The sequence below is a fragment of the Peptoniphilus mikwangii genome, assembly GCF_000468535.1.
GTDB classification, from domain to species: Bacteria; Bacillota; Clostridia; order Tissierellales; family Peptoniphilaceae; genus Anaerosphaera; species Anaerosphaera mikwangii.
In genome coordinates, this window is record NZ_AUQY01000005.1 from 170436 (window position 1) to 185340 (window position 14905).

Sequence of the window (14905 nt, forward strand, 5' to 3'; positions counted from 1 at the left end):
CAGCTATATGTAAAAGCTCAAAATAATTAACTTTTTTTAATAAAAATGATATAATATTCTAAATTATTGATTAGGAGTAAAAATATGAAATATAAAAATAAAGCTGTTGTTCTGGGAACGAATTACTACATAGGATTATCCGTTGTCAGAAACCTCGGCAGGAGCGGAGTTAAAGTTGTAACTGTTGACTATGATGAAAATTCTCACTATGGTGTTTCAAAATATGTAAAAGAAAGACTCATTGCTCCGCATTACAAAAACGAAGAAGAAAAGTGTGTTGAATTTTTAATTGAATATGCCAAAAAGCAGGCACACAAACCTGTGTTATTCCCCACAGCCGATTTATATGTAGAATTTATGGAAGATAACTTTGATAAGTTAAAGGAATATTATTTGTGGCCAAATGAACAAAAAGGTCTTTATCGAAGCCTTATGGACAAACAATCTCTGCTTCAATATACCGAACCGCTTGGAATTAAGACACCTGAGATTATCCCGATGAATGCCGAAAATTTATATGATAGAGTTACCGAAGAACTTGGATATCCTTGTATAGTAAAGCCTAAGGATTCAATGCCTTTTGTAAATCAATATAGATCCAAGGTATTCTTTATAAATTCAAGAGAAGAGCTGATTGAAAAAATTGAACTTTGTAAAAAAGACGGTCAGGAAGTTTTCGTTCAGAGAATTGTAAAAGGTCCTGAAACAAATTGCTATTCATTTGATGTTTATATGGATAAAAACCAAAATCCGGTAAGCTATATGACAACGAACAAAATAAGACAATGGCCTATAAATTTTGGAGCAAGCACCTACGCAAAACAACATTATATTCCGGAACTATATGACATATGTGTCCCGCTTTTTAAATCTGTAAAATACAGAGGATTTGCAGAAGTTGAACTTAAACGTGATGAAAGGACAAACACAATCTATCTTGTAGAAGTAAATGTGCGATTTGTAAACTTTACAGAGCTGCAATGCCACATGGGTATGAACACTCCTATGATGTACTTTTTAGACTCAATAGGAGAAGAATATAGCGGTGTTAAAGTAGAAAAAGATATGGAAATATATTGGAAATATAAATATGAAGATATCCCGGCTATAAGAGCATATTTAAAAACAAATCAGATGACAATAGGTCAAATTATAAGAGACTACAGATTCTCTAAAGTAAGTTCCACTTGGGCATGGGATGACCCGAAACCGGGTATTCAATTTTTCAAATGGGCAATAGGTCATAAACTAAAAAAGAGCTGAAATTTGAAAAAAATATATTTGAAAAAATAAACTGTAATTTTTGAAAAGCCTTGATTTTATGGGCTTTTTCGGTGTTTTAGGCTGTTTTGATTGGTTCAGAATCCCCGAAAAATCAACAGAAAATCAACAGAGGATATAAAAAAGCGGTGAGATAGAAAGAAATCATAGAAATATATGTACGCCTTACAAGCGATACAAGAGCCTTTTACACGCTTAATATATCATGTGCTATAACAACATTAGAAAATGCCGATTGTGACGTGTGGGAGCTTGTGAAGCTCTTTAACAGCTCAATTTATGTTCCTGTATGGGGTGAGTAAGTAAAATTCTATCCATATTTTTTGTCTTTTCTGTATTATCTGTTTCAGCTTAGACAAAAAGACAATAAGACGATAAAGACAACCCTATCGTAAAAAGACATTTAGGACACAAAAGACAATAAAGACAAATAAGACAACGATTTTTTATGATATTTCCGTCTAAAATTCTTTTTCGTGTCAACACCACCATACAAACGCAACAAAAAACCGCCCGAACGAATCCGGGCGGCTCTAAGCTGTATCATAAATTTTTAAGCAATTCAGCAAATACTACAAAGGGAAATAATAAAATACAAATCACGACTAACATTTATGCTACCTCCTTATCAGCAAAGGCACAATAAAGCGTCTCGGCAATGTCTGCCGCCATCTTTGCAACTTCTACGAGCTCATACATATTATCTTTATTGTCGGGATTAAATCCGGCGATAAGTGTAACAAGGCTTTTTAATTTCAATGCTTCGATTTCGTAATCTGTTTTCTTTTCGTTCATGTGTGTTATCCTCCTTAATTGGCTTTTCTGTTGTTATACAATGCGTCCGCTAATACCTCGGTAGCTCTGCGTTGTGCTTCTTCATTGGCGTGACTGTAAATGTTGAGCGTAACAGAGGGGTTACAATGCCCCAGCTTTTTAGAAACGCTTACAACGTCAGCACCGTTTGCAATACTCAATGTTGCCATCGTGTGGCGTAATGCGTGGGGGTGCATACCGGGCAAATTATAACGCTTTCCGAAATCCCTTATATACCCGGTTATTGTGTTCGGGTTAAGTAATTCTCCCTCATTCTGTGTAAAGCAGTAGCCATCTGTTGACTTGCCTTGACCGAAATATAAAAGCGTCTGCTGTCTTTTCCATTCCTTGAGAACCAACAAAACAGGCTTGTTTATAATGATTTCTCGGCTCTTGTGGCTTTTCGGTGTGCTAATATATACGCCTTTTTCTTTGGTGTATTGAGCATTACGGCAAATATTTACTTTGCCTGTTTTGAAATCAATTTCTTCCCATTTCAACCCGGCAACCTCGCCACGTCTGCAACCGCTGTCAATCATAAACAAAACCAATGCTTTCCACTTTAGCGGCTCTTTGTTCAGACAATCCATGATATAAGCTATTTCACTTTCTGAATAAACAACAGCTTCTTTCTGTATCTCGTCTTTTCGTGCCTTTGGCTTTTTCATGCGTTGCATTGGATTTTGTTCTATTACGCCATTTTCAACAGCACTTTCAAAAATCGTGTGTAGTGTAGTGTAATAAGTAACGATTGTACCATGTGCAAGCGGCTTTTTGTTCTTTTTGCTTCTCTGTGCGGCTTGTAAATCGGTTATAAACTTCTTTACTGTCAGATAATCAATATCTTTCATTTTCATTTCTCCGAAAACTGCCGCCGGGCGTTTAAGCGATTGTTTATAACTCTGTATCGTGGTAGCGGATAAACTAACGGCTTTTTCCTGTATGAATACTTTTAGATATTGGTTAAATGTCGGCTTTTTCTGTTCCTCTGCCTGTTCTTTTCGGGTCTGTTCCGCTTGCTTCTGTGCCTGTTCTTTTTGTTCCTCTTTTGTGAGAACTTCGCCACGCTTACAAGCGGCTTCAAATTCTCCCATGAAGCGGATTAAATCACGCTCAACGGCTTTTTTGCTCCACCCATCGGGCGGCGTGTATGTTGTTGTAAATGGGGTTAATTGCTTGCCTGTCAGCTTATCACGTCCACGAGTGACTTTTATTTGATAGCTGATTATTTTTCCGGCTTTGTTCTTTCGTGGTGTAACACTTGCCATTATAAAAGCTCCTCTCTACTTGATTTTGTGGAGCGGACAAAGTAAAATAATACCGTACCCGCTCCGGGTATATAGCTCTTTTATCTGTCTTGCTGTGGCGGCGATTAGATAAAGGGCTATTTTTTATTTTATGTTTTTCAATAATTCTGCCAAAACTACGAAAGGGAAAACCAAAATACAAATAACAGTAAACATTTCTCAATCCTCCTGTATTATGCGAATGTGAAGCGGCGTGTTTCTGTTGTTTTGGTGTATGCTGTTGCTACTTCCGGCAACGCCTTTTTTAATGCTGTTGTATCAATTCGGGAGCTTGTAACGGTCTTGTATGTGGCTTTGTGTTCCGCTCCTGTCAGCGTGTCAAGCTGATTTTCTGTCATGTACTGTTTAAGTGTGTCGGATAAGCTCTCAACCATTGCGGCGGCTTCTTCCTGTAATCTCTTGTATTGGGCTAATTCTGCCATGATTTCGTTAATGTTCATCATGCTACCTCCTTAATTATAGAAATGTCTCAAATATAAATCTTGTGTCGTGCCATTCTCGCAAATGGTGGGGCAGTGACCAAAATACACCAATCGGGCGTTATACTCTGTTTTGAAGATGTTGTTTAATCTGTCAAACCATCTGTCACGCTTTGCGGCTTTTTCCAATGTGTACGGCTTATTGTGCGTTCTTTCGTCATTCTCTAAATATAAGAGCTGTTCATCTAATCCGCACAACCTGTAAAAACTGTTCATTGTTCGCCTTGCGTCTTGTATGTCCTGTTCTGTTGGTGTTGGGCTCTTGCGTTCGGCAAGCTGATAAACGGCTTTTTCTCTCAACTGTGCTATTGTCATTTTCATAATGAAACCTCCTTGAATTTTGTTTTCGTTTTGCTATGGTTTCATTCTACACTATAATGCAACGAATGTCAACACCATTTCAAATATTTTTATTCGCTTTGGTTTCTTTCGTTGCATTATAATGTAGAAAACTCTTGCTTTCTGTTTCTCGATTCGGTATAATAGAATCAGTAATTCTGAAAACACGAATTGGAGGTAGCTTTCATGGAAAATATCCGAAATGAAATCAAATCTTATATTGCGGCTTCCGGCTGGTCTTTGGTCGATATAGTCGCAAAGATGAACGAAAGTCGCTCGGAATCCGAACAGACCACACCACAGAACATTTCCAACAAATTGACCCGGGGAACGATAAAATATAGCGAAGTGAAAGAAATCGCTGAAATTATCGGTTTCAAAGTCGTTTGGGAAAAACAGGCATAGTCGGAGGAGTGACCTATGAAAAAACATATAGTCGCAAAGTTGAAAGTCGCTGTAATCGTATCTCTATTGTTGGTTTGTGCTGTCGGCTGTTCCAATGAAACACAGACCAGTACCGAAGATTCTAAAAACATCGAAACGTCATCTGTGAGTGAAACAATATCGGAAGAAGTAGTCGGCGAACCAGTTGACGAATCTATTCCCGAAATAGATTCAAAAACCGACCCATTCGTGGAAAAACTCATGTCGTTTGGATTCACAGAATCCGAAGCAATGGATAACGCCAAAATCCTTGAGCAGTGCGGAATACCTACAATAGATATTTGCGAACCAACTTCTAATGAATCCATCGACAATTTGGTTGTTTTCCGTGGAGTGATGGACGATGATAGAACCATTTGGTTTACAGTTGAAAACCGTAAAATCTTTTATGTATCACTAAACGGAGAAGACTTGTACGATGAAGACAAGGGCGGTTATCTAAAAAACTTTGATGAAGTCCATATTCCAGAATCAAGTATATCTGTCGAAGTGGCTGATACACTTAGAAACAAAACGGAATCAGTTTTAGACCGCTATTTTGCAAGCTCACGATACTATGACGCATGGGGGTATGGTCGAGAAGACAATCGTTATGGAGTACAATGTCAAGCGTCAGACGGCAGTCTTCTAACATCAAATTGGTTGTATTGCTATGTATGGTATGACCAACAAGACAATGGCGAATTTACCGTAGTCGGAGTAAAGATAAATGGTGTCTATTATGACTTAAAATAGGCAATTTAAGAGCAAAATGCCCCGCCCTTAATAGGATAGGGCATTTCTCTTTAGTCTCGTTATTCGCTCTTTTCAGCGGTTTCCACGATGTCAACATATTCTACGTACTTTGATAGCTTCAAAATCGACACATCATCCGGGTGCTTCTCCATGACCTCTTTTGTGCGCTGTACAAGCCGTGTTTCATTAGCATTTTCGGGTACACCACGGAAATACCAATCAATTTTTGCTTTCTCGAGAGGAGAGAGAGCCGTTTTTGTCGCTGTAAAATCCTGTAACTGCGGTACGGTATCAAGAATAGAAACCATTTCTTCATATACAGGCGAATAGATTTTATCCTTTTCCGTTTCATTGACGGTAAAGAAATCGTTGTAATGCGTGGTTTTACTCTTACTCTTGAGCATTTCATCACAAGCTCCTAACAGATATTCGGCGGCTTTATCAATGGCTTGGTGCATTGAGGTAGCGTCCATCTGAACAGGGGCATTGAGTGTAATACCATTCTGTCTGCTGATTGCCTGTAAAGCCCTCATAGCGTGGTAATTTTCATAGAACAGCGGCATAATGTCGTACAGCTCAACCTCGTCCAAATCATCACGCATTTTCAGCGTTTCAAGCAGATTACGCATACTTTCCGTTGGAGCAGTACGAAGCATTGCAGCAACCTTTTTATGTCGCTCTGCTGTAAAATCGTTAATCATTTTCTGAAAAGCAGAACGGACAACAGCACTCAACTTTTCAAACTCTCCGTCAAAGCGGCTTTTCTCACGAGCAACAACAGAGGGGTTATAGAGATTACCCAGTCTGTCAAATTCTGCATATTGGTCGTTACGCTCATTCTGCATGAAATAACGGTAACGGTTCATTTCTCGCCAAATCCCGGCGTAAGTATCTACTTTACCGGGCTTGATTGTTCCTTTTTCCCATTCATTGAGAGCGTTTTGAGTAGTGGTGTGGATTCTTTCAAAATCCTTAATCTCGTTTGTGTTCATTGTCATTTTCATTTCCTCCTTAATCTTTCAAGGCGTTTTCGTCTGTATTGTACTCGTCAATCAGTCCACATTTGAGGGCAAAATCCTTTTCAAGCTCTGCCAAACGAATACGCTTAACATATATATCGTCTTTGCTCTGATAGCAATATAACCCCTCGGAGGTGCTGTAAAATTGCTTATCAAACACAAATCGGATAAAATGTTTATCTTCTTCGGATAATCTGTTAATCCAATCTGTGGTTAAATCAAACCAATGTTGGGAGCTTGCTTTCGATACCGTCTTATAGCGAACCACCATTCTTAAATAGTGTTCTACTAAATCGGTGTAAAACCAACGCAATTTAATTCGTCCCATATCATTACTCCTCCTGTGTATCGTCTGTATCAATCAAATAGCGGCGGCGAATATCCTCTGCGTTATAATCATCAGTATCAAGCTGATTTTGAACCACCGGGGCAATTTCTACCCTGTCAGCGTGTTCAAAATGGTTTTTGAGCTGAAAAATAACGGCAACGGCGTTCGCATTGTTATACAAGCTCGCATTTGTTAGAATGTCCGCCATAACATCTTTCGCCATGTTTACAAAATCCGTTGTAGAGTGTCCGGGGTGCGATAGCAACCAACGATTAAGATTTTGTCGGGAGCAACCTAAAGCCCCGGACAACCCCATAACAGACGGAAAGCAGGAGGAGAGGGAACAGGCTTCAAGATACATAAAACATCTTTCCTGTACCTCCTCTGTGTTCGATAAGTCCACCTTTGGGGCGTTAATCGCCTGTTTCAAAGACAATGCTTTACTCGAAACAGATTGAGCAATTTGTTCCCCTTTGTGTTCGTCCGACAGCTCTTTATAAACCTTTGATTTAGAGCCATTTTTTACCTTATCTTCTGTCAAGGCTTCTGCCATCGACTTAACTGTAAGTGTATTACTCATTTTCTTCATCGTCCTTTCCTAAAAGTGCGTCAAGGTCTATCGGGAGTGTTTTACTCAAAGATATACCTCGAATCTGTGTATTTCCTTTTTCCTTATGTTCTCCGAAAATTACATACTCGCTTTCGACTGTTTTTGCGTCCTTAACGATGATTTTATCTCTTGCTACTAATTCTCGCTGAACACGCTTAATAGCAGCTTTCCACCCTTTACCGTTGCTGTATGGAGCTTTACCATACAAACGCTCGGAAATTTCAGTTAATGCAGAATATCCAATACATTCAATGGCGGTATTTTCCTCCATGAGCTTTCTTACAACCCTTACAACAGGCTCGTCCTCATATCGAACACCGTTATTGGCTCTTGCACTTGCGGTATCAAGGTCATACGCTGTTAATTGCGTGTATTCGCCTATTGTAACGCCGCCACGCTCACCGATTGTATAAGTGAAGGAATCGCCGATAGCGGCATTTGAGCTTTTCACATGGGCTACAACACATTGTTTGTTGTCCGATGGATTTCTGCCTATCTGTAATACACTACGAGCCGCACCGGGAATATCTACGCTCCCCAATGCTCGAAGCACATTACTTTTTCCCTCTTTAGCCTTTGCCATGTGTGCTAATAGAACTATTGCACATTCTTCTTCCTTTGCGACTTGAGCAAGATATGCTAATATCGGGCGTGTCTGATTGCTCAAATTGGTGTTTATATCAGCTCCGAAAAAAGATTGTATCGGGTCAAAAACAACCAATTTCGCCTGTGTGTTGTGGATTGCTTCTTGCAACCCCTCATGGCAAAAATCCACATCGTATGCTTCTTCAACAAAAAAGCATTTTCTTAAATCTCCCCCGGACGCTTCAATTCGTCCTCGGAGTGTACTTTCATCATCTTCAACGGACAATATGAGTACATTTCCCTGTGCAACATAATTGTTTAGGAATTTTCCACCGATAGAGGTAAGTGCCGCCATCTTACACAGAAAAGCGGTCTTTCCACAGCCGGGGTCTCCCTGTACCAATGTCAATTTGCCAATCGGGAAATATGGCTTGCATAACCATTTTGGCGGCTCGTATGAAACGTCCGAAAAACATGATATTTTCAAACCCTTTTCGTTTTCCAAGTATGTCAACCTCCTTTACAGATTGACCGGACTGCGTTTCGTCTGTTCGTCCAATTCAGCCAGTAATTGTGGGATATTGACAAGAATTTTTCTACCACAGCGGATGTGCGGAATTGTCCCGGCTTTCAAACCCTGTCTTATATACCATTTTGACAACCCCGATACTTCTGCGGCTTTATCCACCGTTCCCAAGACAGGGCGGTTCACATCAATCATGTTGCTCATGTTTTCGTACCTCTCTTTCGGCTTTCTTCTTTGCGTAATATTTCTGATTAGAACGCCTTACACTTTCCTTGTTATTGCGTCTCCATTCAGCTTTTCTTTCACGCTGTTCCATCAAAATTTTGTGTCGAATTTCCTTTTCATGTTCAATTTTTTCCTGTTCTGTCATACACATGACTTTTGCTCCTTTCCTCGAAATTCGGGAAAAAGAAAAAGCGTACCAACTGACTAAAGCTCTTTAGCTTCAAATCAGTTGGTACGCCTTGCTTTCTCCGATAATGCAATTTGCCCATACTAAACTTTGTTTTAACGGTAGCCCGGTTTTACAGAACCCACAAGCTCGTTGAGAATATGCGGCGTGGGGAGCTATCAATCCGTTTCCACAAAGAACACTCAAGGTGTTTTTACTGTTTGCGTGTGTTATATGTACGCCTTTTCGGCTCATTCATAACAAAGCACAACAGCACGAATAATATTCAATTAACGCAAATCTTTGTTTGCATTATTAGTATAACATAGAGAAACATCTAAGTCAAGAGGTTTATCTAAAAATAACACAAGATGTTGTGATTAAATATTGTTATTATTCTTATTATACACAATATATAGTATTTGTTGTGGTGTGACATACGAGTTAATGTGTTTACCTTATTATTGTCTATATCGTCTTTTTCGTCTGCCTTGTCTTTTTACGATAGGATTGTCTTTATCGTCTTATTGTCTATCGGATTTTCTATCAGCCTAAAAAGACAAAAAATATGGTTAGAAATTCTGTTTCGCAAGAGGTAAAAAAAGCCTTTTATGATTTTTGGCTACTCGAAGCACTCCCTCGCCTTTATAGTGGCGGTGCATATCCCCCTCCGGGGGCGTGCATAATCAGCCAAACCAAAAAGAAGAATACCGCCCAATAAATCAACAGAAAATCAACACAGTATTAAATCTATCAACACCACATCATGATAAACCTTACCTAATCAAATCTCACTATGGAATCGAGCAAAATAATAGAAAACGCCTGTACATCAATAACTTTTTCAGTATGACACAGCATAATACAACACGATACACAACATTAGAAAAAATATCGTTGATTATTTGAAAAATAAAAAATTCTTCTGTTCACTCCAATGGCATTTCGAATTTCCATATAAATCTGAATATAAACTAAAAATTCAGTTCAAAATTTTATAAATATTTGTAAACAAAAAAGGTGGATTTTCCACCTTTATTTTACATATATTGCAACAAGTTCATATTTTTCATTAAAAAACAATCTGAATTCAATAGATTTTTTTTCGAACTTTGCTTCTGTTATCGACATGGCAAGTATTTTACCTTTGTCATTCTTATATCCTTTTATACCTACTTGTGATTTACTCTCAAATTTTTCCGCCTTGTCAATTATCTTGCTTACACTTTCGGTTTCATCGCTGTTTAATTTATCTTTAAATGATGATTCCGCATATTCCGAAATTTTCTCATAGTCTTTTACAAGTAAACTTGTAACAATTTCATCACTTAATTGAGTTATTTTTTGAGCATCATAACTGTTTGGCAACTCAACACTGTTATCTTTCGGCCTTGTCATAAAGTAAAAACCTAAACAGGCTATTGCAACTACGGCAAAAATTATTTTTTTCCTATCCATTTAATCCTCCAAATACTTTAAAAGTTCATCCGGCAAATCTGCATCAAGATATGCAGCTCCTATTATATCCGGTCCTGTGTGCGCTCCTATTGTGCAACCGACCTTTTGCATCTTAATATTTGAATCTATCTTTCCTGCAAGATTTTCTTCAAGTTCTTCAGCAGGTTCTAATTTTTCTCCGCAAATTATAAATATTGTCTCATTTTTACTATTTCGATTTGTAGATTTTTCTATTATTTCAGTAATTCTCTTATAAGTTTTTTTATTACCTTTAACAAGCTCTTTTACTTCAAGTCTCCCATCTCTAACTTCAATTAACGGCCTTATATTTAAAATCTTACCTACACAATTACTTGCTCTTGAAATTCTTCCTCCTCTATAGAGATGTTCCATATCAAAAACTGTAAAAATATGTTTTATATGAGCTTTTAAATATTCTATGATTTCTAAAATCTGATTGAAACTTGCTCCATTTTTTGCTGCTAATGCGGCATAGTAATTCATAAGTCCACTTCCAACTGAAGCACACCGGGAATCTACCGACTTCATTTTTACACCTGGATATTTTTTTCCAAGTTCTTCTATTGCAAGAAGTGAATTATTGTAGCAACCTGTAACTCCGGAAGATAGTGAAATGTAAATAAAATCCTGATTATTCTTTGCCAATTCTTCAAATTTTACTAAATAATCATATAATGGAATTTGGGATGTACTGAAACTTTCTCCTGCTCTTTGCATTTCAAACATCTTATCGGAACTTATATCTACAATATCTCTGTATTCAGTTCCATTATTTGTAACTATTATACTTAAAATATCTATTCCAAGTTCTTCTATTATATCACTGCTTAAATCGCAACCACTGTCTGTTATTATTTTTGTCATTTTTCTACCTCACCCCTTCCATTTTACATTAATAAAAAAATTTTTTCCACCTTTCAAAATATTTATTTTAAATTTTTTGATTTATAACATCAAAAAAGCTATCTTAAAGGAATTATCCTCTAAGATAGCTTTTTATTTATATATTACTTGTTAAAAATTTTAGCTACTGCTGATTTTACAAGTTTTTCATCTGTTAAATAAGGAATTGTGATGTGTCCGTCTTCGTGCTTTCCGTTAAATTCAATAGATGTTTCCATAGCATGTTCATTTCTAGCCCAGTTACGTCTTGCAACTCCGCCCATAACGTCCCAGCTTAATGATAATTTAATTATTTCATCTACTCTTTCTGAACCGTCAAGAACTAAACCGAAACCTCCGTTGATTGACTTACCGATACCAACTCCACCACCATTGTGAAGTGCTATTAAGCTCATTCCTCTTGCTGCATTACCTGCATAACATTGAACAGCCATATCCGCCATTACATTTGAACCGTCTTTTATATTTGAAGTTTCTCTAAATGGTGAGTCAGTACCACTTACGTCATGGTGGTCACGTCCCATCATTATAGGACCTACTTTTCCTTCTCTTACAAGTTTGTTGAATGCAAGAGCAATGTTTACTCTTCCTTCTTCATCTTGATAAAGAATTCTTGCTTCAGTACCAACTACTAATTGATTCTTTTCAGCATCTCTTATCCAGTTATAATTATCTCTATCTTGATATCTTCTTGTAGGATCAATTGCTTCCATAGCTGCACGGTCAGTAGCAACTAAGTCTTCATGCTTTCCGCTTAAGCAAACCCATCTGAATGGTCCATATCCATAGTCAAATAGAAGTGGTCCCATGATATCTTCTACATAGCTCGGCCAAATAAATCCGTCTTTATCATCTTTTCCGTTCTTAGAAATTTCTTTAACGCCTGCATCATAGATAGCCTTCATAAATGAGTTACCGTAGTCAAAGAAATAAGTTCCCTTAGCTGTAAGAGCCTTTATAACTTCAAAGTGTTGTTTTAATGTTATATCAACAAGTTTTCTAAATTTATCTTGATCTTCTGCAAGAAGTCTTGTTCTTTCTTCAAAACTGATTCCTACAGGGCAATATCCTCCGTCATATACATTATGGCAAGAAGTTTGGTCAGAAAGTAAATCGATATGAATATTGTTTTCATTCATATAGTGAAGAAGATCTACGATATTTCCATGATATGCAATACTCATAGCTTCTTTCTTTTCTAAGTATTCTTTAGCAATTTTAACTGCTTCTTCAGGAGTTTTAGCTAATTTAGAAATCCAACCTTGTTCAAGTCTTGTTTCAATTCTTGAAATATCAACTTCAGCTACAATAGCTACTGCATTTGCAATTTCTCCGGCCTTACCTTGAGCTCCACTCATTCCGCCAAGACCTGATGTTACGAATAATTTTCCTGAAAGATCTCCCTCAGCAGGAATACCAAGTTTTAATCTTCCTGCATTAAGAATTGTATTAAATGTTCCGTGAACAATACCTTGAGGTCCAATGTACATCCAACCGCCGGCAGTCATTTGACCATAGTTTGCAACTCCCATTTCTTCAGCAATTTCCCAGTCTTCAAGATTGTCATAAAGACCAACCATTATACCGTTTGAAATTATTACTCTCGGAGAATTCTTTCTTGATTTGAAAAGTCCAAGAGGATGTCCTGATTCCATAACAAGAGTTTGTTCATCAGTCATTTCTTCTAAATATTTCATAATTAATCTGTATTGCATCCAGTCATGGCATACAGAACCTGTTTCACCGTAAGTAACTAATTCATAAGGATATAAAGCTACTTCAAAATCAAGGTTGTTATCAATCATAACTTGCATTGCTTTACCTTCAAGGCAATTTCCCTTATATTCATCAATTGGCTTACCGTAAATTCTTCCTTCAGGTCTAAATCTGTAACCGTAGATTCTTCCTGTTGTAGTAAGCTCTTCTAAAAATTCAGGAATTAATTCTTCATGAAATTTTTCCGGAATATATCTTAAAGCATTTTTAAGAGCAATTTCAGTTTGTTCTTGAGATAATCTGAATCCTCTGTCAGGTGCTCTACGAATTCCCTCTTGGAATTTTGGCATTTCAGGCAGTTCGTCAAATTCCAATTTAATTTTCATTGCATTTGCAATATCATTATTGTTTATCATTTGTTTTTTTCCTCCTTTATTCTATGTAAATAAAAACACTTACTTTATGCCGTATTTACCTTATGTTATAAATAAACTATACAGGCTTATCGTCTTTAAAGTGTCAATATATAAATTATTAAAAAATTTATTAAAAAATTTATTAATTGATATAATATAAAATAGTTTGATGATAATTTGACACAAATTAGATTAAAATATCGTAAAATTAATTTAATTAATTAGGAGGTTTTACTATGATAGCAGATAAAATACTTTATAACTTAAATGAAATCTTCTGTCCCAACGATTTAGGTCATCCTCTAAGAGGAGCGGAAATGAATGAAGCCAAAATTCTTAAAAATGGTTATATTGCAATTTCAGGCGAAAAAATTTTAGAAGTTGGAGAAGGAGACGTACCGGAAAACTTAAAAGGTGAGAATACAGAAATGGTGGATCTAAGCGGTCATATCGCAGCACCGGGACTGATAGATTGTCATACACACCTTGTTTATGGAGGAAGTCGTGAAAATGAATTCTCAAAAAAATTAAACGGTGTAACTTACCTTGAAATTCTTGCTGCAGGCGGTGGAATACTATCTACACAAAAAGCAACAAGAAACTCTTCATTTGAAGAATTATATAAAAAAACAGAAACTCTTTTAAATCACATGATGTATCATGGAGTTACAACAGTAGAGGCAAAATCAGGATACGGATTAAATTGGGAAACTGAAAAAAAACAAATGGAAGTAGTTAAAAAACTCGACAAAGATCTTCCTATAGATTTAGTTTCAACATTTATGGCGGCACATGCAATTCCTCAAGAACTAAAAGACAATTCAGATGTATTTGTTGACGAAGTAATCGACATGCTCCCAAAAGTTGTAGAAGAAGATCTTGCAGAATTCTGTGATGTCTTCTGCGAAAAAGGAGTATTTACGGCAAAACAATCTTATAAACTTTTAAAAGCAGCAGCAGAACACGGACTGAAAACAAGAATCCATTCAGATGAAATTGAATCAATAGGCGGATGTGACGTTGCGGCAGATTTAAAAACAACAAGTGCAGAACACTTAATGGTAATATCCGATGAAGATATAAAAAAACTTGCAGACGCAAATGTAATCGGAAATCTTCTACCGGGAACAACTTTCTCATTAATGGCAGACAGATTCGCACCGGCAAGAAAAATGATTGAAAACGGAATGGCAATCACTTTAACTACAGACTCAAATCCGGGTTCATGTCCAATGGCAAATCTACAATTCATAATGCAATTAGGTTGTCTTGCAATGAAACTTACACCTATCGAAGTATATAATGCGGTTACAATAAATGCAGCATATTCTGTTGCAAGAGCAGATAAAATCGGTAGCTTAGATGCCGGAAAATATGCAGACATTGCAATATTTGAAGCACCTAATCTTGATTACACTCTATACTTCTTTGCAACAAATCTATGTACTGAAGTTTATAAAAAAGGACAGCTTGTGGTTAAAAACAGACAAAGAGTATAATAAATCAAAAATAGGCGGAAAATTCTTCCGCCTAT

General features: G+C 37.0%; 17 protein-coding genes. 4 read left to right on the plus strand and 13 right to left on the minus strand.

The window, feature by feature from the left end; translation table 11 throughout:
• The first annotated feature begins 84 nt into the window (after positions 1 to 84).
• A complete protein-coding gene (locus M915_RS05770; RefSeq protein WP_036730300.1) occupies positions 85 to 1263 on the plus strand; it encodes a carboxylate--amine ligase in 1179 nt (392 codons plus the stop codon).
• A 630-nt stretch (positions 1264 to 1893) separates the two neighbouring features.
• On the opposite strand, the gene M915_RS05775 is transcribed toward M915_RS05770, so the two are convergent.
• The 4 genes from M915_RS05775 to M915_RS05790 form a co-directional block, all read right to left on the minus strand.
• Positions 1894 to 2076, minus strand: a complete 183-nt coding sequence (locus M915_RS05775) for a hypothetical protein (protein WP_036730302.1) — start codon at positions 2074 to 2076, stop codon at positions 1894 to 1896.
• A gap of 14 nt (positions 2077 to 2090) precedes the next feature.
• The gene (locus tag M915_RS05780; RefSeq protein WP_036730304.1) at positions 2091 to 3362 is read right to left on the minus strand and encodes a tyrosine-type recombinase/integrase; all 1272 of its coding nucleotides are present in this window, start codon (positions 3360 to 3362) and stop codon (positions 2091 to 2093) included.
• Positions 3363 to 3574: 212 nt separating this feature from the next.
• The gene (locus tag M915_RS05785) at positions 3575 to 3823 is read right to left on the minus strand and encodes a hypothetical protein (protein WP_162799492.1); all 249 of its coding nucleotides are present in this window, start codon (positions 3821 to 3823) and stop codon (positions 3575 to 3577) included.
• 30 nt (positions 3824 to 3853) lie between these two features.
• Positions 3854 to 4201, minus strand: coding sequence for a hypothetical protein (locus M915_RS05790; RefSeq protein ID WP_036730308.1), 348 nt, complete (start codon positions 4199 to 4201; stop codon positions 3854 to 3856).
• Between the two features lie 204 nt (positions 4202 to 4405).
• On the opposite strand from M915_RS05790, the gene M915_RS05795 reads away from it, so the two are divergent.
• Both M915_RS05795 and M915_RS05800 read left to right on the plus strand, forming a co-directional pair.
• Entirely contained in the window at positions 4406 to 4624 is a 219-nt protein-coding gene (locus tag M915_RS05795; protein ID WP_036730310.1) for a hypothetical protein, read from the plus strand.
• A 15-nt stretch (positions 4625 to 4639) separates the two neighbouring features.
• Complete coding sequence (locus M915_RS05800; RefSeq protein WP_036730312.1) at positions 4640 to 5398, plus strand: hypothetical protein; 759 nt, start codon at positions 4640 to 4642, stop codon at positions 5396 to 5398.
• 59 nt (positions 5399 to 5457) lie between these two features.
• Here M915_RS05800 and M915_RS05805 read toward each other — a convergent pair whose 3' ends face one another.
• From M915_RS05805 to M915_RS05845, 9 genes are all read right to left on the minus strand, one after another.
• Positions 5458 to 6396 (minus strand): hypothetical protein, encoded by a 939-nt coding sequence (locus tag M915_RS05805; protein ID WP_036730314.1) that lies wholly within the window; start codon positions 6394 to 6396, stop codon positions 5458 to 5460.
• A 13-nt stretch (positions 6397 to 6409) separates the two neighbouring features.
• Positions 6410 to 6745 carry a hypothetical protein gene (locus M915_RS05810; protein WP_036730316.1) on the minus strand — a complete coding sequence of 112 codons (336 nt, stop codon included), beginning with the start codon at positions 6743 to 6745 and terminating at the stop codon, positions 6410 to 6412.
• A gap of 4 nt (positions 6746 to 6749) precedes the next feature.
• Positions 6750 to 7334: a terminase small subunit gene (locus M915_RS05815; RefSeq protein ID WP_036730318.1), complete on the minus strand. Its 585-nt coding sequence runs from the start codon at positions 7332 to 7334 to the stop codon at positions 6750 to 6752.
• Positions 7318 to 8445, minus strand: a complete 1128-nt coding sequence (locus M915_RS05820) for an AAA family ATPase (protein WP_036730320.1) — start codon at positions 8443 to 8445, stop codon at positions 7318 to 7320. Before M915_RS05820 ends, M915_RS05815 begins: the two co-directional genes overlap by 17 nt.
• 15 nt (positions 8446 to 8460) lie before the next feature.
• Complete coding sequence (locus M915_RS05825; RefSeq protein WP_036730322.1) at positions 8461 to 8670, minus strand: MerR family transcriptional regulator; 210 nt, start codon at positions 8668 to 8670, stop codon at positions 8461 to 8463.
• On the minus strand, positions 8654 to 8842 hold the full coding sequence (locus M915_RS05830) for a hypothetical protein (RefSeq protein ID WP_036730324.1): 189 nt from the start codon (positions 8840 to 8842) through the stop codon (positions 8654 to 8656). Before M915_RS05830 ends, M915_RS05825 begins: the two co-directional genes overlap by 17 nt.
• Positions 8843 to 9892: 1050 nt before the next feature.
• Positions 9893 to 10315, minus strand: coding sequence for a DUF3887 domain-containing protein (locus M915_RS05835; protein ID WP_009221524.1), 423 nt, complete (start codon positions 10313 to 10315; stop codon positions 9893 to 9895).
• A complete protein-coding gene (locus tag M915_RS05840; RefSeq protein ID WP_036730326.1) occupies positions 10316 to 11200 on the minus strand; it encodes a DegV family protein in 885 nt (294 codons plus the stop codon).
• A 143-nt stretch (positions 11201 to 11343) separates the two neighbouring features.
• Positions 11344 to 13371 carry a urocanate hydratase gene (locus M915_RS05845; protein WP_009221526.1) on the minus strand — a complete coding sequence of 676 codons (2028 nt, stop codon included), beginning with the start codon at positions 13369 to 13371 and terminating at the stop codon, positions 11344 to 11346.
• Positions 13372 to 13607: 236 nt separating this feature from the next.
• Between M915_RS05845 and hutI the strand changes: the two genes are divergently transcribed.
• Entirely contained in the window at positions 13608 to 14870 is a 1263-nt protein-coding gene (gene hutI / locus M915_RS05850; protein ID WP_009221527.1) for an imidazolonepropionase, read from the plus strand.
• Positions 14871 to 14905 lie beyond the last annotated feature (35 nt).

Bases quoted from the DNA above. Each gene is read 5' to 3' on its own strand.
- M915_RS05770 (WP_036730300.1), top strand. From the start codon at position 85: ATGAAATATAAAAATAAAGCTGTTGTTCTGGGAACGAATTACTACATA.
- M915_RS05775 (WP_036730302.1), bottom strand. From the start codon at position 2,076: ATGAACGAAAAGAAAACAGATTACGAAATCGAAGCATTGAAATTAAAA.
- M915_RS05780 (WP_036730304.1), bottom strand. From the start codon at position 3,362: ATGGCAAGTGTTACACCACGAAAGAACAAAGCCGGAAAAATAATCAGC.
- M915_RS05785 (WP_162799492.1), bottom strand. From the start codon at position 3,823: ATGGCAGAATTAGCCCAATACAAGAGATTACAGGAAGAAGCCGCCGCA.
- M915_RS05790 (WP_036730308.1), bottom strand. From the start codon at position 4,201: ATGAAAATGACAATAGCACAGTTGAGAGAAAAAGCCGTTTATCAGCTT.
- M915_RS05795 (WP_036730310.1), top strand. From the start codon at position 4,406: ATGGAAAATATCCGAAATGAAATCAAATCTTATATTGCGGCTTCCGGC.
- M915_RS05800 (WP_036730312.1), top strand. From the start codon at position 4,640: ATGAAAAAACATATAGTCGCAAAGTTGAAAGTCGCTGTAATCGTATCT.
- M915_RS05805 (WP_036730314.1), bottom strand. From the start codon at position 6,396: ATGACAATGAACACAAACGAGATTAAGGATTTTGAAAGAATCCACACC.
- M915_RS05810 (WP_036730316.1), bottom strand. From the start codon at position 6,745: ATGGGACGAATTAAATTGCGTTGGTTTTACACCGATTTAGTAGAACAC.
- M915_RS05815 (WP_036730318.1), bottom strand. From the start codon at position 7,334: ATGAAGAAAATGAGTAATACACTTACAGTTAAGTCGATGGCAGAAGCC.
- M915_RS05825 (WP_036730322.1), bottom strand. From the start codon at position 8,670: ATGAGCAACATGATTGATGTGAACCGCCCTGTCTTGGGAACGGTGGAT.
- M915_RS05830 (WP_036730324.1), bottom strand. From the start codon at position 8,842: ATGTGTATGACAGAACAGGAAAAAATTGAACATGAAAAGGAAATTCGA.
- M915_RS05835 (WP_009221524.1), bottom strand. From the start codon at position 10,315: ATGGATAGGAAAAAAATAATTTTTGCCGTAGTTGCAATAGCCTGTTTA.
- M915_RS05840 (WP_036730326.1), bottom strand. From the start codon at position 11,200: ATGACAAAAATAATAACAGACAGTGGTTGCGATTTAAGCAGTGATATA.
- M915_RS05845 (WP_009221526.1), bottom strand. From the start codon at position 13,371: ATGATAAACAATAATGATATTGCAAATGCAATGAAAATTAAATTGGAA.
- hutI (WP_009221527.1), top strand. From the start codon at position 13,608: ATGATAGCAGATAAAATACTTTATAACTTAAATGAAATCTTCTGTCCC.